Here is a 17,280-nt window from a genome sequence, read left to right as displayed (position 1 = left end):
TTCAACCCTGAGGGCGCACAAGGCGGGCGGTCCCTCGCGCGCCGGATCCGCCGAGATGGCGGGCTCCGGCGAACCGGGCGGGATGTCCAAGGGGCGAGGAGCCCCGAACCAGCTGGAAGAGAGCCATGCGCGACCCGATCCTCCGCCGTCCCCTTCTCGCCGGTGCCGGGCTCGCGCTGTTGCTGACGCTGGGCGCCTGCGGCACCACCGACACCCAGCTCGACAGCCAGCCGGCCTTCTACATCAACCTCGCCAAGACCGGGAAGCCGGTGGACGCGGCCGCCGCCGCCTCCATCATCTCCGACTACCGGGTCGGGCGCGGGCTGACCCCCGTCACCATCGACGACCAGCTCAACAAGATCGCCCAGGACCAGGCCAACGCCATGGCGCGGGCCGACAATCTCTCCCACGAGGTGGGCGGGCGCAATTTCATGACCCGCATGAAGGCCTCCGGCTACAACGCCTCCAAGGCGGTGGAGAATGTGGGCGCGGGCTATCACACTCTGGCGGAGGCGTTCTCCGGCTGGCGCGATTCCCCCTCCCACAACAAGAACATGCTGGAGCCGGGGGTGACCCGCATGGGCATCGCCACCGCCAATGCGCCCAATTCCAAGTACAAGGTCTACTGGGCGCTGGTGCTGGCCGAGCCGGACAAGAGCGGGCGGTGACCTAACGTTCTCGGCCCGGGCCGGTGTGTCCGGAGTCGGCAAAAGACACTTGCATCTCGCAGCCGCAACCCTGTAGCGTGCGCCGCAACATTGCGGGGGCAGAAGGGTCGGCCGGGTCATGCTGGCGCACACGAGTGAATACGAGCGCCGGTGCCGGGCGTTTTCCTGGGATATCCCGCGCCGCTACAACATGGCGGTCCATGCCTGCGACGGCATCGCCGCCCGCGCGCCCGACCGTCCGGCCCTGTTCCTGCCCCATGGCGCGGGCTTTCGCCCGGTCTCCTACGGCGCGCTGGCGGCCGCCTCCAACCGACTGGCTCACGCCCTTCTGGCCCACGGTATCGGGCGCGGCGACCGGGTGGCGATCCTGCTGCCCCAGTCGCTGGACGTGCTGGTCACCCACCTCGCCGTCTACAAGATGGGCGCCATCGCGGTGCCGCTGGCCGGCGCCTTCGGGGTGGACGCCATCGCCTATCGCCTCGCCGATTCCGGCGCCAGGGCCCTCGTCACCGACGATGCCGGCCTTGCCAAGGTGGTGGAGCGGCCGCAGGCGCTGGGGCTTGTCCTCAATGTGGACGGGGCGCGGGCGGGGGTGCTCGATTTCACCACCCTGCTGGATGCCGCCTCCGACCGGCCGCTCGCCATCACCTCCGGCCCGGACGATCCGGCGCTGATGATCTACACCTCCGGTACCACCGGCCAGCCCAAGGGCGCGCTGCACGGCCACCGGGTGCTCCTGCCCCACGTGAGCGGCGTCACCTTCACCCATGAGGGGATCGGCCAGGCGGGCGACCGCATGTGGACCCCCTCCGACTGGGCCTGGGCCGGCGGGCTGCTCAACACCATCCTCCCCGCGCTGGCGCTGGGGGTGCCGGTGGTGGCGCAGCCGCGCGGCAAGTTCGATCCCGAGGCGGCCTTCGACCTGATCAAGCGGGCGCAGGTGCGCAACGTCTTCATCCCGCCCACCGCGCTCAAGATGATGCGCGCCGTGCCGGACCCCAAGACCCGCTTCAACTTCGACCTGCGCACCGTGGGCTCGGCGGGCGAGGCGCTGGGGGCGGAGACCTTCGAATGGGGCCGGCAGGCCCTCGGCGTGCCGGTGAACGAGTTCTACGGCCAGACCGAATGCAATTACGTCATCGGCTCCTCGGCGGCGCTGGGCGTAGCGAAAGCCGGGGCCACCGGCAAGGCGGTGCCGGGCCACGAGGTGGCGGTGCTGGGCGAAGACGGCGCCGTGCTGCCCCCCGGCCAGATGGGGCAGATCGCGGTGCGCGCGCCCGATCCGGTCATGTTCCTTGAATACTGGAACAGGCCGGACGCCACGCAGGAGAAGGTGCGCGACGGCTGGCTCATCACCGGGGACCTCGCGACCCAGGACGAGGAGGGCTATTTCCACTTCCTCGGCCGCGACGACGATGTGATCACCTCCGCCGGCTATCGCATCGGCCCGGCGGAGATCGAGGATGTGCTGCTACGCCATCCGGCGGTGTCCATCGCCGCCGCAGTGGGCAAGAAGGACCCGCTGCGCACCGAGATCGTCAAGGCGGTGATCGTGCTGATGCCCGGCATCGCACCCTCGCCGGCGCTGGAGGACGACATCCGCGCCTTCGTGCGCACCCGCCTTGCAGCTTACGAATATCCCCGCGAGATCGAGTTCGTGGCCGAGCTGCCCCTGACCACCACGGGCAAGGTCATCCGCCGGCTGCTCAGGGACTGACGGCGCGGCCGGGAGGCTGGAGCCGCCGCTCCCGCGTTCAGAGGGGGTCCGTTGCAGGCGGCCCCGCCTGCGGCCTGTCACGCCGCCCCCGGCTGCCCACCATTTCGGCTTGCCCGCAGGGCGCGTGCGCCTACACTGAAGTCTTTACAGCTTCATCCCTTTTCATTCGACGGATACTGTCATGCATAACAAGAGGCTCGAAGCCTTGCGCGCCAATCCCGGCGGGGAGTGGCGGCCCGCCGACATCGAGATCACCGCATCCCAATATGCGATGAAGTTTCGCAAGGTGACCGGGACCCACGTGGTCTTCACCCACCCCTCGGTGCCCGATTGCGTCGCCGTGCCCATGAAGCAGAAGATCCGCTCCGTCCACGTGAAGGCGTTCGTCGCCATGGTGGACCGCATGGACGAGCAGGACCAATGAGCGCCCCCGTCGCCCCCGATCTTGATGCCTATCCGGTCACCCTCGCGCCGATCCCGCCCGAGGAGGGTGGCGGCTTCGTGGCAAGCTTTCCCGATGTGCCCGGCTGCCACGGCGTGGGCGAGACGGAGGAGGAGGCCCTCGCCGACGGCCGGCTGGCCCTGTTCGCCTGCATCGATGCCCTGAAGGCCGCCGACCGCGAGCCGCCCGCACCCGGTTCGGCGAAGGCCTGAGGCGGTGGCCGCTTCAGCGCCCGCCGCGCGCCTTCTCTTCCAGGTAGGAGGAGACGGTGTCGAGCAGGCGGATGGCGCCGGGCAACTGGGCGTGGGCCTCGCTTTGGGCTTCGTTTTCCGGCTCCAGGGTGCGCCACCACACGATGAAGCGGCGGATCAGCGCGCGGCCGGGAATGGCCTCGAACGGCATGCCGGGAAAGCCCTCGGTGCCGAACGCCGCCTCCAACTGGCGGAGGCAGCCCTCGATATAGACGCGGTCTTCGGCGTCGAGGCTGTACGGCCCTTCCGGGGCGCGCCGCTCCATGCGCACTTCGCTGAGTTCGGGAATGTAGTCGGTCTTGACCAAGATGGACCCTCGCGCCCGCCCCACGCGTGGGGCGCTTCGCGCCAAGCAGGAACGATGCCAGCAGGTCCACTGCCGACCCGCGCTTATTCGGGAACGCCGGCATGACCGTGCCCGCCCGTCCGGCTCTGGCCGCCGCGCCCGCCCATGAGTCGGCCGTCGCGGTCCATGCGGTTCCCGCTCTGGTGCTGGAGCACGGTTTCCGCCTGCTGGTGCTGCGCGAGCTTGCCGCCGGCGACGGGCCGGCCGGCTTCGCCGTCATCGAGCAGGCGCTGCTGCGGCCGCCGCCCCGCACCATCCGGCACGGCGTGGCCTTTGCCCTCGCGTTCCGTCCCGAAGTGGTGGCATTCCTGACCTCCCATCTCGGTCGGCCGGGGGCGCGGGGGCCGGATGACCTGCCCGTTCGCAACCCGCGCTGGCCGGCCCTGTCGTGGCATCGGGCCGAGCGCCTCTGGTCCGATGGCGCCCGCAGCATCGAGTGGAGCGCCGACATCCTGTTTGCGCGGGAGGATGATTGCTCAGCCTTCGCCCGGCAGTTCCATTCCGTTTTGGGCGTGGAACAGCCGGTGGGCTGAGGCCCGTTTCTTGCTTCTTCGCAAGGTTGGCCACGCTTGTTTGTTTGATCGCCTTTTTTGGGGAGTTTCGTCCATGTCGGATGTTATCGAGACCCGCTCCATCGTCACCGAAGCCGAGTTCGAGTATCCGGTGGACATTGTCTGGCGCGCCATTACCGATTCCGAATGGCTCGCCGTCTGGTTCTTTCCCAACGATATCCAGCCCCTGGAAGGGCACCGCTTCACCATCTGGGGCCGGCCCATCGAGCGCTGGGACGGCGAGTTCCAGTGCCAGGTGAAGACCGCCGTGCCCGAGCGCGAGCTGTCCTTCAGCTGGAAGGGCGGGCACGAGGAGCTGAAGGGCTTCGGTCATTATATCGACACGGTGGTCACCTGGACCCTCACGCCCACCCCCTCCGGCGGCACCCATTTCCGCTTCGTCCATGACGGCTTCAGCACCGCCGCCACCTCGGACGGGGTGTTCGACGTGATGAACAAGGGCTCCCAGAGCGTGCTGCGCACCTTGACCCGCCGCCTGCCGGACCTCATCCAGCACGGCGCATAAGTCGCGCGCCTGCTTGAGCGCGCGATGCGCGACAAGCGAGGGAACCCTTCGGCGAAGGCCGCGTTAAGTCTCCGGTAGCCATGTTGCGCCTTGAAGGCGCGCCGGCAGAGGAGATCACTATGGGACGCAGCCTTCCGCCCACCGATCCCTTTTCTCTGCGCATCGTCATCGGCGATGCGGAGACGCGGGCCTCCAGCATCGACGACGTGGTGCGCTTCCTGCGCCAGCAGGAGGCGGATGATTTCGCCGACCTCCTCCTGACCCTGCCGAGCGATGGCGCGGCGCCCTCCCTGAGCGATGTCTGCGCCCGCATGGAAGCGCTTTGCGCCATGGTGTGAGGGGCTCGCTCTGATGGATCGCGCTGGACTTCTGCGGGCTTGACTTTCCGCATCCGGGACGCAGTCTTCCCGCTTGTGAGATCAGGCTTTATCGGGGGTTGACGGGTGGGCGCAGACGAGAGGGCCGAGGCGGGCGCAACCCAGGCGCCCGGTCCTGATGCGCCGGACGCCCATTCCCTGGAAGCCCTTTCGGCCCGTATCCATGAACGGCACCGCGACCTCATCAAGGTGCAGAAGCCCCACGTGGCGGTGGCAAACCTCGCGCGCATCATCGATGCGGCGCTGAAGCTCTCCAACCGCCACGGCTTCCATGCCATGACCCTGCGCCAGCTGGCGGCCGAATCCGGCCTCAGCATGGGCGGGCTCTATTCCTATCTCGACAGCAAGGACACCCTGCTGTTGATGATCCTCGGCGAGGTGGCCCACGCCGTGGAGGCGGAACTGGGCAGCGCGCCTGAGGCGGTGCGGGCAGATCCTGCGGCGCACCTCAACTGGCTGATCGCCGCGCATGTGCGGCTGTCCGAGGCCATGCACGCGTGGTTCGTGTTCGCCTATATGGAGGCCAAAGCCTTCCCGCCCGAGGCCAGGAAGCGCGCCATCGACAGCGAGCGGCTCACCGAGCGCATCTTCGCGGACGTGATCGCCGAGGGCATGCGGCAGGGGGTGTTCGCGGCCGAGGACCCGCTATTCGCCGCCACCCTCATCAAGCCGCTGCTTCAGGACTGGTACGTGAAGCGCAGCAAGTATCGCGAGCGCGGCATCGATGCGCAGACCTATGCGGCGCAGGTGACGCGCTTCGTGGCAGGCGCGCTGGCGGCGCGGTGACGCGGCAGCAGCGACCTAGCTCCGCCGTCGTATCCGGGACGGGCGCCATACTCGGCGCGCCGCACTTGGCGAGCCGCACTTGGTGAGCCGCACTTGGTGAGTCGTCTTGGCGATCGATGCCATGCGCGCGGAGATGCGGCCTCACCGCAGGAGGTCAGCCCTATTGCACCGGCAGCCCGCGTACCGGCGCCCATTCGATGGCGAGGCGCTGGGCGGTGGCGAGCTGGGCGGGGCTCATCTTGGTGGCCACCGCATTGCGCAGCCGGGTGTAGACATCCCGCTCGCGCCTGGAGGCCCGGGCGGTGGCGAGGATGAGCCACTTCTGCGACAGCACCACGTCGCGCGGCACGCCGTGGCCCTTGTCGTAGAGCAGGCCCAGCAGATATTGCGCCGTCGCCTCGCCCTGCTCGGCCGCGCTGGCGTACCAGTTGGCCGCCGCCACATAATTCTGTGGCACGCCCTTGCCGTATTCGTAGAGGAAGCCGAGCAGGCCCTGGGCGCGGGGGTCGCCGGCCCACGCCAGCGGCGTCAGCTCGGCGGCCGCCGCCTCATAGTCGCCCCGCGCGTAGAGCGCGAAGGCGCCGGACGTGGAGGGCGCCCCCGCGCCGGCGGGCGTCACCGGCGGGCCGAGGATGGCCGCGAGCAGGAGCGCGGCCAGCAGCCGGCGCAGGGCAGGGGGAGCCGTCAGCTTCATGGCCGCTTCCCGATCCTCCTCACAACAGCCCGGCCGACCAGCGGTCGAAGAGCCAGCCGATCCAGATGGCTGGCGCGAAGAACAGGCCGAACGGCAACCGGTCCCGCACCCGCACGGCGCGGCCGGCGACGAGACGGGTGATGCCATAGGCGAGGAGCCCGGCGAGCGCTGCGATCTCCACCGCCACCGGCATGGCGGTGACGCTGAGCCAGATCCCCGCCACCGCCGCGAGCTTCACGTCGCCCAGCCCCAGCCCGTCGCGGCCGCGCAACGCGCGATAGCCGAGGTGGATGGCCAGGAACACGAAGGCCAAGGCTGCGCCGCCGAGGATCGCCGCGCCGAGGCCATCCGCCGGTTCCGGCGCGGTGGCGGCAGCGGCGAGGCCGAGGAGCGCACCCAGCGCGTTCAAGGAATCGGGAATGATGAAGTGCCGTGCGTCGATGACGGCGATGGCGGCGAGGACCGGCACCAGCGCCGCAGCCAGCAGTCCACCGATGGATGGCTCGACCGCAAGGCTCGTCGCCATGGCGGCTGCGATCACCGCCGCGAGGGCCGCCTTGCCGGCGCGGTCACCGGCGGACAGCGCCGTGGGGAAAGACATCGCCATGGCCGGCCTCACCGTGCGCCGAGCGGCGCCTGCGGGCCGCCGGGCAGGGTGGTGACGGTGCCGCGCAGCTTGGCGCGCAGCTCTTCAGCCACCGTATGGGCATCCACATTGTCGCGGATGATCTGGGGCCGGATGAAGATGATCAGCTCGGTGCGCTTCACCGTGCCGTTGGTGTGGGCGAAGGCGTCGCCGACGCCGGGGATCTGGTCGAGGATCGGCACGCCCTGCCGCACGCCGTTGTGGCGCTCGCTGATGAGGCCGGCGAGCAGCACGGTCTGCCCGCTCGCCACGGCGATGACGCTCTTCACCTTGCGCTGGGACACGGTGGGCGTGAGCCCGGTGGAATTGCTGCTGGTGCCGCTGGTGGTGGGATCGGACTGGGTGACGTTGCTGATCTCCTGCTCGATCTCGAGCCGCACCTGCCCGTTCACGTTCACCCGCGGCACCACGTGGAGGATGATGCCGGTGTTCTTGTACTCGATGGTGTTGACCACCGTGTTGGACGACGAGAGCACCGTGGCGCTGCCGGTGGAGACCGGGACCTCGTCGCCCACCTGCAGCGTCGCCTTCTGGTTGTCCACCACCACCACGGACGGGTTGGACAGCACCTTCACGTCGGTCACCGTATGCAGGGCGTCGAGGATGGCGCGAGGCTGGTTCTCGCGGCCCACCAGCAGGTTGAAGCCGGGCAGCACGCGGTTGATGGCCTGGTCGGTGATGTCGCTGGACAGGGTGTTCAGCACCGAGCCGTTGTTGCGGCCGAGGCCGAGGTCCTTGCTGGTGAGATAGAACTGGACGCCGTAGGCCAGGGTGTCGTTCAGCGTCACCTCTGCTACGGTGGCCTCGATGGCCACCTGCAATTGCGGCTGGTCGAGCTGCATCAGGGTGCGCTCGATGATGCGGTAATTCTCCTGGCTGGCGAAGATCAGCAGCGAGTTGTTGATGGCGTCGGCGGTGATGCGGATGCCGGACAGCAGCGCGCCGCCCCCTCCCGCGCCCCCGCCGGAGCCGCCGAGGGGCGCGCCCTCGCTGTCGACGGCGATGGTCTTGCCCCCCGTGCCGCCCGTGTCCTGCTTGGGCGGGGACTGGCCGAGCCGCTGCTGCACCGTGAGGCCCGATCCGGAACCATTTCCGTCCGAACCGCCGCCGGACGAGACCGAGGCGCCGGAGCCGGGCGCGATCTGGCTGGCCGCCTGGTCGAGGCCGCTGGACGATCCGCCCACGAACAGCTCGTTGAGCACCTTTGCCATCTGCTTGGCGTCGCCGTAGCGCAGGCGATAGACGCGCACGCCCACCGTGGTGTCGGAGCGGTCGAGGCGGCCGATCCAGGTTCCGGCGGTCTGCAGCAGCTCCGGCTTCTTGGCCACCACCATGATGGCGTTGAGGCGGTTGATGGCCTGGAACTTCACCATCTTGTGGCTCAGCCCGCTGTCGCCCGCGTCCATGATGCTCTCCAGCTCGGAGATCAGCGGCTCGGGCGCGCTGTTGCGGACCGGATAGACCCCCACCGACTGGCCGCGCATCCAGTCGGCGTCGAAGGAGAGCACGGTGTTGATGGCCGATTGCCGCTCGGACCCGGTGCCCTGGACGATGAGCAGGTTGCGCCCGGGATCGGCGCGCACCGCGCCGGCCCTGGTGGCGAAGCTGTCCAGCAGCGGCATCAGCGCCTCGGCGGAGACATAGCGCAGCGGCACCACGGAGATGCCGTAGCCCGGCTCCGGCCGCGAGGTGCCCACATCCGCATTGCCGCCGCCCGCCGCCTCGGTGAGGGGCACGAGGCGATAGCCGGCCCCTTCGCGCACCATGGCCACGTTGTTGGTCTTTAGCGCGGCTTCGAGCACGTAGAGCAGCTCGGTCTTCGGCACCGGTCGCGCCGAGGCGAGGGTCACCGTGCCCTGCACCCGCGGGTCGATGACGTAGCCCACGCCGAGGATGTCGCCCAGCACCACCTTGGCGACGCTGGTCACCGGCGTGTTGTCGAAGTTGAGGTCATAGCCGTCGGCGCCGCCGCTCACGCCGCCCCGTCCGGCCACGCCCACCTCGGAACGGTCGGAGACCGCCGCCGCGGTGCTTGAGCCGAAATATTCGATGGCCTTGCGGTCGTCGGGAATGTCCTGCGGGCCGGGCACCGGCTTGGTGTCGCGCGGCAGCAGGTCGATGGCGCGGACCTGGTCCATCACGCTCGGCGGCTTGACGTCGTCCGGCACCAGAGAACACGCGGCCAGCGCCGTGGCGATGAGGATCGCGCACGTCAACAGCAGGGTGCCCGGTCGGGAGCCGAACCGGTTTGGCCGATCTTTCCGCACTTCCACCCGATGCCTCGATAGAACCCAGCTGCCGTTCGAGGTGGATGGCCCCGATCTCCGGACGGACGTCACCTAGTATCGATGCCGTATGACAGAAATATTAGGGTCACCTGAAGTTGCGAAACGACGGGCTCTGCACGGCGCGCGGGGCGGGACTGTTACGGGACTGTCATGAAGTCGCCGCGAAACCTTCATGGGGCGACACGATGATGCACCCGCCGACGCGAGCGTGCTCGGGCCGGACGGCTGCGCGTTCGATCAGGGATGCCTCGAAGGGCTCCCGCACAGAGGCTGTCGCGGGACGAGATGTCCGGCGCGTGTGAGCCCTGCCCGGCGGCAAGGATCAAGGTGAGGCGCGACGGGCGAGCCGAAACCGGCCGGCGCGCCGTTCGGGCGACGGGGACGGGGATGACGGCCGACGGCGCCGGCGATTTGGTTGGCGATTTCATGGGCTATCTGGCGCGATGCGGGCTGCTGCGGCCGGGCGACGCCGTGCCTCTGCGCCCGGATGAGGTGCATTCGCCCGCCTCGTCCGCCACAAGCCCGAAACCTTTGCGCAAGGTGTGGGAATCCACCGAGCTTGCCGCCGGCGACTTCGCCGATGCGGTGGCCACCTTCTATCATCTGCCGCGCGTGAGCCTGCCCGAGCTGATGGCGGCCCCCGCGTTGGTGTCACACTTCTCGCCGCGCTTCCTGCGCGAGATGACGGCGCTGCCCTATCGCGGCGCCGATGGCGTGGTGCGCCTCGCCGTGGGCGATCCCACCGACGGCGCGGTGCGGCGCGCCGCCGAGATCGCCCTGGGCGAACAGGTGGCGCTGGTGGTCGCCTCCTTCGAGGACATCGCCACCGTCCTCACCGAGCGGCTTGGCGGCGACGAGGCGCCAGCGGCGGGGATCACGGACACCGGCGGCGCGCGGGCCGATGACGACATCGACAGCCTGCGCGACCTCGCCTCAGGCGCGCCGGTGGTGCGCGCCGTCAACGACCTTCTGGAAAAGGCCATGGAGCTGCGCGCCAGCGACATCCATATCGGCCCGTTCCGGGGGACCATCGAGGTGCGCATGCGCATCGACGGGCTGCTGCGGGTGGTGCCCGCGCCGGCCGACGTGCTGCCGCAGGCGGTGATCTCGCGCATCAAGATCCTCGCCGGCCTCGATATTGCCGAGCGCCGCCTGCCGCAGGACGGCGCGGCGCGCCTGAAGCTCGGGCGCTCCGAGATCGACGTGCGCGTGGCGCTGATGCCCACCCAGCACGGCGAGGCGGCGGTGATCCGCCTCCTGCCCCGCGACCGGGGGCTCCTGAACATGGACAAGCTCGGCCTGTCGCCGGGGGATGCGGAGATCCTCAAGCGGCTGCTGGCGCTGCCCCACGGCATGGTGGTGGTCACCGGTCCCACGGGATCGGGCAAGACCACCACGCTCGCCACCATCCTCTCCATCCTGAACGAGCCGACGCGCAAGATCCTCACCATCGAGGACCCGGTGGAATATGAGATCAAGGGCGTCTACCAATCGCAGGTGAAGCCTGCCATCGGGCTCACCTTCGCCGCTGCCCTGCGCTCCTTCCTGCGCCACGACCCAGACGTGATCATGGTGGGCGAGGTGCGTGATCCCGAGACCGCGCACATCGCGGTCCATGCGGCGCTCACCGGCCATCTGGTGCTCACCACGCTCCACACCGACACGGCGGCCGCCTCGGTGCCGCGCCTGCTGGATCTCGGGGTGGAGGGCTTCCTGCTGAAGTCCACGTTGCGGGCGGTGATCGCCCAGCGCCTGGTGCGCCAGCTCTGCGACCGCTGCAAGCGCCCGCGCACCCTCACCGCCACCGACGTGGCCGACGATCCGCGCTTCTCGGCGCTGGGCTTTGCGGCGGGGGAGACCGTGTACGAGCCCAAGGGCTGCGAGCGCTGCGGCGGGGCCGGCTATCGCGGCCGGGTGGGGGTGTTCGAGATCCTCACCCTGTCGGACGAGATCCGCGAGATGATCGACCGCCACGCCGGCGCCAGCGCCGTGGACAAGGCGGCCATCGCCGGCGGCATGACCACTATGCTGGACGACGGCATCCTGAAATGCCGGGCCGGCATCACCTCGCCGGCCGAGGTGCTGCGCGTGACCACCGTGCGCTGATGGCGACCTTCACCTACAGGGCCCTCACCCAGGCCGGACAGATTGTGAGCGGCGAGATCACCGCGCCCACCGAGGCGGAGGTGCGCAGGCGCATCGAGTTCCTCGGCCTCATGCCGGTGGAGACGACCCCGGCCCGGCCGAAGGGCGAGGGCGGGCGGTTCGGCCTGTCGCTGGGCGGGCCGAAGGCGGAGGACGTGACCCTCTTCACCCGCGACCTCGCGCTGCTGCTGAAGGCCGGCGCGCGGCTCGACGAGGCGCTGGAGCTATTGTCCGGCGATGCGGACCTCGGCCGCATGCGGGCGGTGGTGCGCAAGCTGCGCGCCGACGTGCTCGCCGGCCAGAGCTTCGCCGAGGCGGCGGCGGGGGAGCCCAAGCTGTTCCCGCCGGTCTATGTGGCGCTGGTGCGGGTGGGCGAGGCCTCCGGCACCATGGACCGCATCCTCGACCTGCTCGCCCAGGAGCGGGCGCGGGCCGAGCAGCTGCGCCGCAAGCTGATGGAAGCGCTGCAATATCCCGCCTTCGTGCTGGCGGCGGCGGGCGGGGTGCTGGTGTTCTTCCTTTTGTTCGTGCTGCCGCAATTCTCCACCGTGCTGCGCGACATGGGTGCCAAGCTTGATCCGGCGGTGGAGATGCTGCTGAACCTGTCGGACCTCGCCCAGGCCCATGGCGCCGCGCTGGGGACGGGGGCGTGCGGTCTGGTCATCCTCGGCTGGCTGGTGCTGCGCCGGCCGGCGATGCGAACGGCCGTGATGGGCGCGCTGGCGCGGCTGCCGCTGGTGCGCACCATTCTCACCTTCCGCCGCTCGGCCGTGTTCTGCCGCAACCTCTCCATCCTGCTGGGCAACGGCGTGACGCTGACCAGCGCCCTGCGCATCATCGTGGAGGTGATGGCGGCAGGCGACGATGCCTCGGTCTGGGCCGCCACCTCCGACAAGGTGCGCCAGGGCGCGCGGCTGTCGGATGCGGTGGCGGCCGGCGCGGCGCTGCCGCCCATGGCGGTGCGCATGCTGCGCCTCGGCGAGGAAACCGGGCAGCTTGCCATGCTGTCGGGCCGCATCGCCGATTTCTACGAGGAAAAGCTCCAGCGGTCCCTCGCGAAGGTGGTCGCCATCATCGGACCCGCCGCCATTGTCACCATCAGCGTCGTCGTCGGCGGCCTGATCGTTTCCGTCATGACCGCGCTTCTGTCGGTCAGCCAAAGCATCGGATGAACCGCGTGAACACCAGTCTTCCGGCGGGCCGCGCCCGCATCGCCCAATTCCGCCGCCGGCGCAGGAGCGAGGGCGGCTACACCCTCGTGGAGCTTTTGGTGGTCATTACCATCATTGGCCTCATCGTCGCCCTGGTGGGGCCGCGCGTGCTCGGCTATCTCGGCGACAGCAAGGTGAAGACCGCGAAGATCCAGATCCAGGGCTTCTCCAGCGCCCTCGACCTGTTCTATCTCGACACCGGCCGCTATCCCTCCACCTCGGAAGGCCTCGTCGCGCTGGTCCAGCGCTCCCCCGGCGCGGCCACCTGGAACGGGCCGTACCTGAAGGGCGGCACCCTGCCGTCGGACCCCTGGGGCAAGCCCTACATCTATCGCGCGCCGGGCGAGCACGGCGCCTACGACATCGTCTCCCTCGGCTCGGACGGGCAGCAGGGCGGCACCGGCACCGCCGCCGACATCACGAGCTGGTCGAAGTGAGCGGGGCGCGCACCATCTCCGCATGCGCAGGGCAGGCGGGCTTCAGCCTGCTGGAGGTGGTGTGCGCGCTGGCCATCGTCGCGGCGCTGGCGGCGCTTGCCCTGCCGCGCCTGCCGCTCGGCACCTCGCGCCAGCGGCTTCAGGCCTATGCGGTGGAGACCGCCGCCTTGCTGAAGGCGGACCGCGCCGCCGCCCTGCGCCTTGGCACGCCGGTGGCCACCGTGGTGGATGCGCCCGCAGGCCGCATCCGCTCGGGCGCGGGGGGTAGGCAGGGCGCGCGCGAAGTGCGCATTCCCGACGATGTGCGCATGACCGCCGTGCTGCCGAACATCTGCAACGGCCGCGCGGCGGGCGGGCGCATCGGCTTCCTGCCCTCGGGCCTGTCGTGCGGCGGGGTGGTCGCCCTCACGCGCAACGGCGCCGGCTATGAGGTGCGGGTGAACTGGCTGACGGGAGGAGTTGAGATTGTCCCGCGCCTCAAGTCCTGATGCCCTCACCGGCGCGTCGGGATGCGCCGGCTTCACCCTGCTGGAGGTGCTGGTGGCGCTCGCGGTAGCGGCAGCTGTGCTGGCGGCCATCGGGCAGGTCATGGGCGCCAACGGGCGCGGCGCCCGGGCGCTGGAGGCGCGCGCCGGGCTCCTGTCCACCGCGCGGGCGGTGGAAGCCGGCATTCCCGCCCGGAACAACCTCGCTCTCGGCCGCACCGATGGCGACATCGCCGGCCATGGCTGGCGCATGGATGTGCGCCCCCTCGCCGTGGCGGGCGTGCCCGACGGTGCCAAATGGACGCCGCGCGACGTGGTGATCCGGGTACGCGCCCCCTCCGGCGCCATGGTGGTGCTGGAGACGGTGCGCCTCGTGCCGGTGGCAGCGCAATGAGCCGGGCTTTCCCCCAGCGCGCGGCCACGGCCGGCTTCTCCCTCATCGAGGTGCTGGTGGCACTGACGCTCACCGGCCTCGTGCTCTCGGCGCTGGCCATGGTGACGGGCAAATGGCTGCCCAACTGGCAGCGCGGCCTTGCCCGCGTGGAGGCGAGCGAACTCATCGCCCTCGCCGTGGACCGCATGGCCGCCGACCTTGCCGCCGCCGAATTCGTGCCGGCCCATCTGACGGCCAAGCGCCCGCTGTTCGTGGGCACGTCCGCGTCCGTGCTGTTCGTGCGCACGGCGCTCGGCCCCAATGCGAAGCCGGGGTTGGAAATCGTGCAACTGGCGGCGGCCGGCGGCGGCGGGCTGGCGCGCATCGCTGGGCTCTTCGCCCCGCGTCCGGCCGATGCCGGCCTGCCGCCGTTCGGGACGCCGGTTCAGCTCCTGGGCGCGGCCTATCGGGTCTCTTTCTCCTATGCCGGGCGGGACGGGGTGTGGCGCGACGGCTGGACCGACGCGGACACCCTGCCGCGCGCGGTGCGCCTGGTGATCCGCGAGGCACGCACCGGCCGCGCCCTCGATGCCTCCAGCGCGGTGGTGATCCGCGCCGAAGTGCCGGCGGTGTGCGTCACCGACGAAACCCGGCCCGTCTGCGCCAAGCCGCGCCCGGCTGGGGCAGGGCAGGGCGCACCGGATGCATCCGGCGAGGGGCGCGCGCCATGACCGCCATGTTCGCCGTGCCCGTTGCCGCGTCTTCACCGCGCGCTCCCGCCGCCGCGGACGGCACCTGCCACGCCGGGTTCATCCTGGTGGCGGTGCTGTGGATCCTCGCCGCACTCGCCACCCTCGCCACCGTCTATGCGGTCTACATCTCCAGCACCGCCACCGCCGCCGCGGTGCGTGACGATAGCCTCATCGCCCATGGCCTTGCCACGGCGGCGGTGGAGATCGCGGCCCTGCGCCTCATCGCCGTGCCGAAGGACAAGCGCCCGTCCAGTGGCGAGGTGGCGTTCCGGATGGGCAACGCCAGCGTGAGCGCCAGCTTCGTGGGCGAGGCGGCGCGCATCGACCTTAATGCGGCTCCGAAGGACCTGCTCGCGGGGCTTTTTGTGGCGCTGGGCGCGCAGCCCGAGGCGGCGGCGGACTATGCCGACCGCATCCTCGGCTTCCGCACACCCTCCTCCGGCGATGGCGGACGGGAGGCCGGGCTCTATCGCGACGCCGGCCTCGACTACGAGCCGCGCGGCGCGCCCTTCGTGCATGTGGAAGAGATCTGGCGGGTGGTGGGCCTGCCGCCGGCACTGGTGGAGCGGGCGCTGCCGCATCTCACCGTGTTCAGCGGGCGCGGCGAGATCAATGCGGTGGATGCCGATCCCGTGGTGCGTGCGGCGCTGGCCGGTGCGACACCGCCGGCTGCGGGCGGCGGCGAGGGCGGGCAAGCCGCGCCTGCCGTTCTGCCCGACACCATCCGCGAGGCGAGCGACGCGGTGCGGGTGCACATCATTATGGCGTTCGACAATGGGCGTCGCCGGGCGGCGGAGGCCGTCATCCTGCTGCGCGACTTCGGCGATGACCCCTACCGGGTCTTGTCATGGCGCGAGGATGCCGACCTGCCGGCGGAGGCCCCGCCGCCGCGCCCGAAGGGGGAGCGCCGGCCATGACCCAGATGACGAAGCCATCTTCCTCTTCCGCCCTCTCGCTGGCGCGGTTCCTCGACGCCTTCTCCGCCTTCATCGACCTTGCCGCTGGCTTCGTCGCCGACCTGCGCGAGCAGCTCACGCGCGGGGCGGCGGTGCGTCTGGTGGAGAGGGAGGCGGGGGTGTTCACCTTGGCCCTGCCGGACGGGACGGCCCGCCTCCGGCTGGATGATCCCACCCCGTTTGCGCCGGAGATCGTGGCGGCGCTCAAGGGGCGGGAGGTGGAGCTGGCGCTCGATCCCGGCCGCTTCCTGTTCCGCCCACTGGAGCTGCCGCGCGGCGCCGCCGCGTTCCTCGACGGCATCGTGCGCTCGCAGATCGACCGCCTGACTCCCTGGAGCGCGAGTGAAGCGGCCTATGGCTTCACGGCGCCTGAGGACGCGCCCGACGAGCGCCTCGCCCTCACCGTGGCCGCCACCGCGCGGGCCCGCCTTTCGCCCCTCCTGGAGCGGCTGAAGGCACAGGGCGCGGGCGCCATCCTCGTCACCACGCAGGCGGAGGGCACGGGGTCGCCCATCCGCGTGCTCGATCATGCAGCATCCGGCGCGGTCTCGGGGATGGCCGGGGTGCGGCGTGTCCTGCTCGCGGTGCTCGGTGGCGCGGCGGCGGCGGCGCTGCTGGCGCTCGCCGTCTCCGGGCTGGTGGGTGGCAACCTCGATGCCGAACTGGACGACATCACCGAGCGCATCGGCGCCCAGCGCCGGGCGCTGGTGGCGGCGCGTGACGGGCAGGGCGGGACGGCCGTGCTCGCCGCCCTCGAACGGCGCAAGCGCGAGGTGCCCGCCAGCGTGCTGGTGCTGGAGGCGCTGTCGCAGGCGCTGCCCGACGACACCTATGTCACCGAGCTGCAGATGGAGGGCGACAGGGTGGAGGTGACGGGCGTCTCGCGGGAGGCGGCGGCGCTGATCCGCCTGCTGGAGCAGTCGCGCCAGTTCGCCGAGGCCACTTTCGTGGCACCCACCACCCGCGCGCCCGGCGAGGCCGGCGAGCGCTTCCAGATCTCCGCGCGCGTCCTCCTGCCCATGGAGGCCCTGCGATGAGCGTGCTGCCATCCGTCATCCCATCGCGCCGGCTGCCGCTGCTCGCGGCGCTGGGCTATCTGGCGCTTGTCCTGGTGCTGCTCGCGGTGACGGGGAGCGCCGTCGGCGACCTGATGGACAAGCGCGCCGCCGTGGCCGAGGCGTCCGATGCGCTGGACCGGCTGCAGGGACGCAAGCCTCCCCGTGCCGGCGACCCGGCGGAGCCGTGGGCCGGCGCGCCGGTGCTGGAAGGACCCACGGTGACGGTGGCGGGCGCCGCGCTCATGCAGCGCATCGCTGCCGCCGTGGAGCGTGCGGGCGGGCGCATCACCTCGTCCCGGCCGGAGCTTCAGGGCACGCCTTACGGGCCGGGCCTCGTCGCCGTGGCCGCGAGCCTCGACATCGGCGAGGATGCGCTGCAGAAGCTGCTCTACGACATCGAGGCAGGACAGCCGTTCCTGTTCGTGGACCAGCTGGCGATCCAGAGCGAGGCGCCGGCATCGGGCGCGCGGACGGTGGACGGGGGCGGCCAGCCCATGGCGCTGAAAGTAACCTTCACCGCCTACGGCCAGTGGCAGGGCGCGCGATGATCGATTTTGCGCGGGCTCCCTGC

The 17,280-nt window shown here is 70.7% G+C and carries 21 protein-coding genes; 17 read left to right on the top strand and 4 right to left on the bottom strand.

Annotation, left to right across the window (positions count from 1 at the left end; genetic code table 11):
* Positions 1-125 precede the first annotated feature (125 nt).
* From V5F66_RS12065 to V5F66_RS12050, 4 genes are all read left to right on the top strand, one after another.
* A complete protein-coding gene (locus tag V5F66_RS12065) occupies positions 126-668 on the top strand; it encodes a CAP domain-containing protein (protein WP_012114120.1) in 543 nt (180 codons plus the stop codon).
* 118 nt (positions 669-786) lie between these two features.
* The gene (locus V5F66_RS12060; RefSeq protein WP_394093939.1) at positions 787-2,385 is read left to right on the top strand and encodes an AMP-binding protein; all 1,599 of its coding nucleotides are present in this window, start codon (positions 787-789) and stop codon (positions 2,383-2,385) included.
* Between the two features lie 181 nt (positions 2,386-2,566).
* The gene (locus V5F66_RS12055) at positions 2,567-2,809 is read left to right on the top strand and encodes a hypothetical protein (RefSeq protein WP_012114122.1); all 243 of its coding nucleotides are present in this window, start codon (positions 2,567-2,569) and stop codon (positions 2,807-2,809) included.
* On the top strand, positions 2,806-3,039 hold the full coding sequence (locus V5F66_RS12050; protein ID WP_012114123.1) for a type II toxin-antitoxin system HicB family antitoxin: 234 nt from the start codon (positions 2,806-2,808) through the stop codon (positions 3,037-3,039). The genes V5F66_RS12055 and V5F66_RS12050 overlap by 4 nt, the downstream gene beginning before the upstream one ends.
* A gap of 13 nt (positions 3,040-3,052) precedes the next feature.
* Here V5F66_RS12050 and V5F66_RS12045 read toward each other — a convergent pair whose 3' ends face one another.
* Positions 3,053-3,385, bottom strand: coding sequence for a hypothetical protein (locus V5F66_RS12045; protein ID WP_394093938.1), 333 nt, complete (start codon positions 3,383-3,385; stop codon positions 3,053-3,055).
* A gap of 101 nt (positions 3,386-3,486) precedes the next feature.
* Between V5F66_RS12045 and V5F66_RS12040 the strand changes: the two genes are divergently transcribed.
* The 4 genes from V5F66_RS12040 to V5F66_RS12025 all read left to right on the top strand — a co-directional run bounded on the left by V5F66_RS12040 (position 3,487) and on the right by V5F66_RS12025 (position 5,664).
* Positions 3,487-3,957 (top strand): hypothetical protein, encoded by a 471-nt coding sequence (locus tag V5F66_RS12040; protein ID WP_394093937.1) that lies wholly within the window; start codon positions 3,487-3,489, stop codon positions 3,955-3,957.
* Between the two features lie 73 nt (positions 3,958-4,030).
* Entirely contained in the window at positions 4,031-4,501 is a 471-nt protein-coding gene (locus V5F66_RS12035; RefSeq protein ID WP_012114126.1) for an SRPBCC family protein, read from the top strand.
* Between the two features lie 119 nt (positions 4,502-4,620).
* Positions 4,621-4,839 carry an SAM domain-containing protein gene (locus V5F66_RS12030; RefSeq protein ID WP_012114127.1) on the top strand — a complete coding sequence of 73 codons (219 nt, stop codon included), beginning with the start codon at positions 4,621-4,623 and terminating at the stop codon, positions 4,837-4,839.
* Between the two features lie 105 nt (positions 4,840-4,944).
* On the top strand, positions 4,945-5,664 hold the full coding sequence (locus V5F66_RS12025; RefSeq protein WP_394093936.1) for a TetR/AcrR family transcriptional regulator: 720 nt from the start codon (positions 4,945-4,947) through the stop codon (positions 5,662-5,664).
* Positions 5,665-5,824: 160 nt separating this feature from the next.
* Here V5F66_RS12025 and V5F66_RS12020 read toward each other — a convergent pair whose 3' ends face one another.
* Genes V5F66_RS12020 through gspD form a run of 3 tightly spaced genes read right to left on the bottom strand, consistent with a single transcriptional unit; the run spans position 5,825 to position 9,220 of the window.
* Positions 5,825-6,358, bottom strand: coding sequence for a tetratricopeptide repeat protein (locus V5F66_RS12020; RefSeq protein ID WP_012114129.1), 534 nt, complete (start codon positions 6,356-6,358; stop codon positions 5,825-5,827).
* A gap of 19 nt (positions 6,359-6,377) precedes the next feature.
* Positions 6,378-6,965, bottom strand: coding sequence for a prepilin peptidase (locus V5F66_RS12015; protein WP_394093935.1), 588 nt, complete (start codon positions 6,963-6,965; stop codon positions 6,378-6,380).
* Between the two features lie 8 nt (positions 6,966-6,973).
* On the bottom strand, positions 6,974-9,220 hold the full coding sequence (gene gspD / locus V5F66_RS12010) for a type II secretion system secretin GspD (protein ID WP_394007151.1): 2,247 nt from the start codon (positions 9,218-9,220) through the stop codon (positions 6,974-6,976).
* 498 nt (positions 9,221-9,718) lie between these two features.
* On the opposite strand from gspD, the gene V5F66_RS12005 reads away from it, so the two are divergent.
* From V5F66_RS12005 to gspM, 9 genes are read left to right on the top strand one after another with little or no spacing between them, the layout of a single operon-like run.
* Positions 9,719-11,398 (top strand): GspE/PulE family protein, encoded by a 1,680-nt coding sequence (locus V5F66_RS12005; protein ID WP_393999584.1) that lies wholly within the window; start codon positions 9,719-9,721, stop codon positions 11,396-11,398.
* Positions 11,398-12,609 carry a type II secretion system F family protein gene (locus V5F66_RS12000; protein WP_394093934.1) on the top strand — a complete coding sequence of 404 codons (1,212 nt, stop codon included), beginning with the start codon at positions 11,398-11,400 and terminating at the stop codon, positions 12,607-12,609. Before V5F66_RS12005 ends, V5F66_RS12000 begins: the two co-directional genes overlap by 1 nt.
* Positions 12,606-13,085, top strand: a complete 480-nt coding sequence (gene gspG, locus V5F66_RS11995; RefSeq protein ID WP_012114134.1) for a type II secretion system major pseudopilin GspG — start codon at positions 12,606-12,608, stop codon at positions 13,083-13,085. The genes V5F66_RS12000 and gspG overlap by 4 nt, the downstream gene beginning before the upstream one ends.
* Complete coding sequence (locus tag V5F66_RS11990) at positions 13,082-13,573, top strand: prepilin-type N-terminal cleavage/methylation domain-containing protein (RefSeq protein ID WP_394093933.1); 492 nt, start codon at positions 13,082-13,084, stop codon at positions 13,571-13,573. The genes gspG and V5F66_RS11990 overlap by 4 nt, the downstream gene beginning before the upstream one ends.
* The gene (locus V5F66_RS11985) at positions 13,551-13,964 is read left to right on the top strand and encodes a prepilin-type N-terminal cleavage/methylation domain-containing protein (protein WP_394093932.1); all 414 of its coding nucleotides are present in this window, start codon (positions 13,551-13,553) and stop codon (positions 13,962-13,964) included. Before V5F66_RS11990 ends, V5F66_RS11985 begins: the two co-directional genes overlap by 23 nt.
* Positions 13,961-14,674: a PulJ/GspJ family protein gene (locus tag V5F66_RS11980; protein ID WP_394093931.1), complete on the top strand. Its 714-nt coding sequence runs from the start codon at positions 13,961-13,963 to the stop codon at positions 14,672-14,674. Before V5F66_RS11985 ends, V5F66_RS11980 begins: the two co-directional genes overlap by 4 nt.
* Positions 14,671-15,612, top strand: coding sequence for a type II secretion system minor pseudopilin (locus V5F66_RS11975; protein ID WP_394093930.1), 942 nt, complete (start codon positions 14,671-14,673; stop codon positions 15,610-15,612). Before V5F66_RS11980 ends, V5F66_RS11975 begins: the two co-directional genes overlap by 4 nt.
* The gene (locus V5F66_RS11970) at positions 15,609-16,688 is read left to right on the top strand and encodes a PilN domain-containing protein (protein ID WP_012114139.1); all 1,080 of its coding nucleotides are present in this window, start codon (positions 15,609-15,611) and stop codon (positions 16,686-16,688) included. Before V5F66_RS11975 ends, V5F66_RS11970 begins: the two co-directional genes overlap by 4 nt.
* Positions 16,685-17,257, top strand: coding sequence for a type II secretion system protein GspM (gspM, locus tag V5F66_RS11965; RefSeq protein ID WP_394093929.1), 573 nt, complete (start codon positions 16,685-16,687; stop codon positions 17,255-17,257). Before V5F66_RS11970 ends, gspM begins: the two co-directional genes overlap by 4 nt.
* Positions 17,258-17,280 lie beyond the last annotated feature (23 nt).

This window comes from Xanthobacter versatilis (genome assembly GCF_043193975.1).
GTDB classification, from domain to species: Bacteria; Pseudomonadota; Alphaproteobacteria; order Rhizobiales; family Xanthobacteraceae; genus Xanthobacter; species Xanthobacter autotrophicus_E.
Note: the sequence above shows the minus strand (reverse complement) of the source record. Positions and strands in the feature narration are given on the sequence as shown.

What these genes read in the sequence shown, in the direction of transcription:
- V5F66_RS12000 (WP_394093934.1), top strand. Translation starts at nt 11,398, where the DNA reads ATGGCGACCTTCACCTACAGGGCCCTCACCCAGGCCGGACAGATTGTG.
- V5F66_RS12035 (WP_012114126.1), top strand. Translation starts at nt 4,031, where the DNA reads ATGTCGGATGTTATCGAGACCCGCTCCATCGTCACCGAAGCCGAGTTC.
- gspG (WP_012114134.1), top strand. Translation starts at nt 12,606, where the DNA reads ATGAACCGCGTGAACACCAGTCTTCCGGCGGGCCGCGCCCGCATCGCC.
- V5F66_RS11970 (WP_012114139.1), top strand. Translation starts at nt 15,609, where the DNA reads ATGACCCAGATGACGAAGCCATCTTCCTCTTCCGCCCTCTCGCTGGCG.
- V5F66_RS12065 (WP_012114120.1), top strand. Translation starts at nt 126, where the DNA reads ATGCGCGACCCGATCCTCCGCCGTCCCCTTCTCGCCGGTGCCGGGCTC.
- V5F66_RS12030 (WP_012114127.1), top strand. Translation starts at nt 4,621, where the DNA reads ATGGGACGCAGCCTTCCGCCCACCGATCCCTTTTCTCTGCGCATCGTC.
- V5F66_RS11975 (WP_394093930.1), top strand. Translation starts at nt 14,671, where the DNA reads ATGACCGCCATGTTCGCCGTGCCCGTTGCCGCGTCTTCACCGCGCGCT.
- V5F66_RS12005 (WP_393999584.1), top strand. Translation starts at nt 9,719, where the DNA reads ATGGGCTATCTGGCGCGATGCGGGCTGCTGCGGCCGGGCGACGCCGTG.
- V5F66_RS12055 (WP_012114122.1), top strand. Translation starts at nt 2,567, where the DNA reads ATGCATAACAAGAGGCTCGAAGCCTTGCGCGCCAATCCCGGCGGGGAG.
- gspM (WP_394093929.1), top strand. Translation starts at nt 16,685, where the DNA reads ATGAGCGTGCTGCCATCCGTCATCCCATCGCGCCGGCTGCCGCTGCTC.
- V5F66_RS12015 (WP_394093935.1), bottom strand. Translation starts at nt 6,965, where the DNA reads ATGGCGATGTCTTTCCCCACGGCGCTGTCCGCCGGTGACCGCGCCGGC.
- V5F66_RS11980 (WP_394093931.1), top strand. Translation starts at nt 13,961, where the DNA reads ATGAGCCGGGCTTTCCCCCAGCGCGCGGCCACGGCCGGCTTCTCCCTC.
- V5F66_RS12040 (WP_394093937.1), top strand. Translation starts at nt 3,487, where the DNA reads ATGACCGTGCCCGCCCGTCCGGCTCTGGCCGCCGCGCCCGCCCATGAG.
- V5F66_RS12060 (WP_394093939.1), top strand. Translation starts at nt 787, where the DNA reads ATGCTGGCGCACACGAGTGAATACGAGCGCCGGTGCCGGGCGTTTTCC.
- V5F66_RS12020 (WP_012114129.1), bottom strand. Translation starts at nt 6,358, where the DNA reads ATGAAGCTGACGGCTCCCCCTGCCCTGCGCCGGCTGCTGGCCGCGCTC.
- V5F66_RS12050 (WP_012114123.1), top strand. Translation starts at nt 2,806, where the DNA reads ATGAGCGCCCCCGTCGCCCCCGATCTTGATGCCTATCCGGTCACCCTC.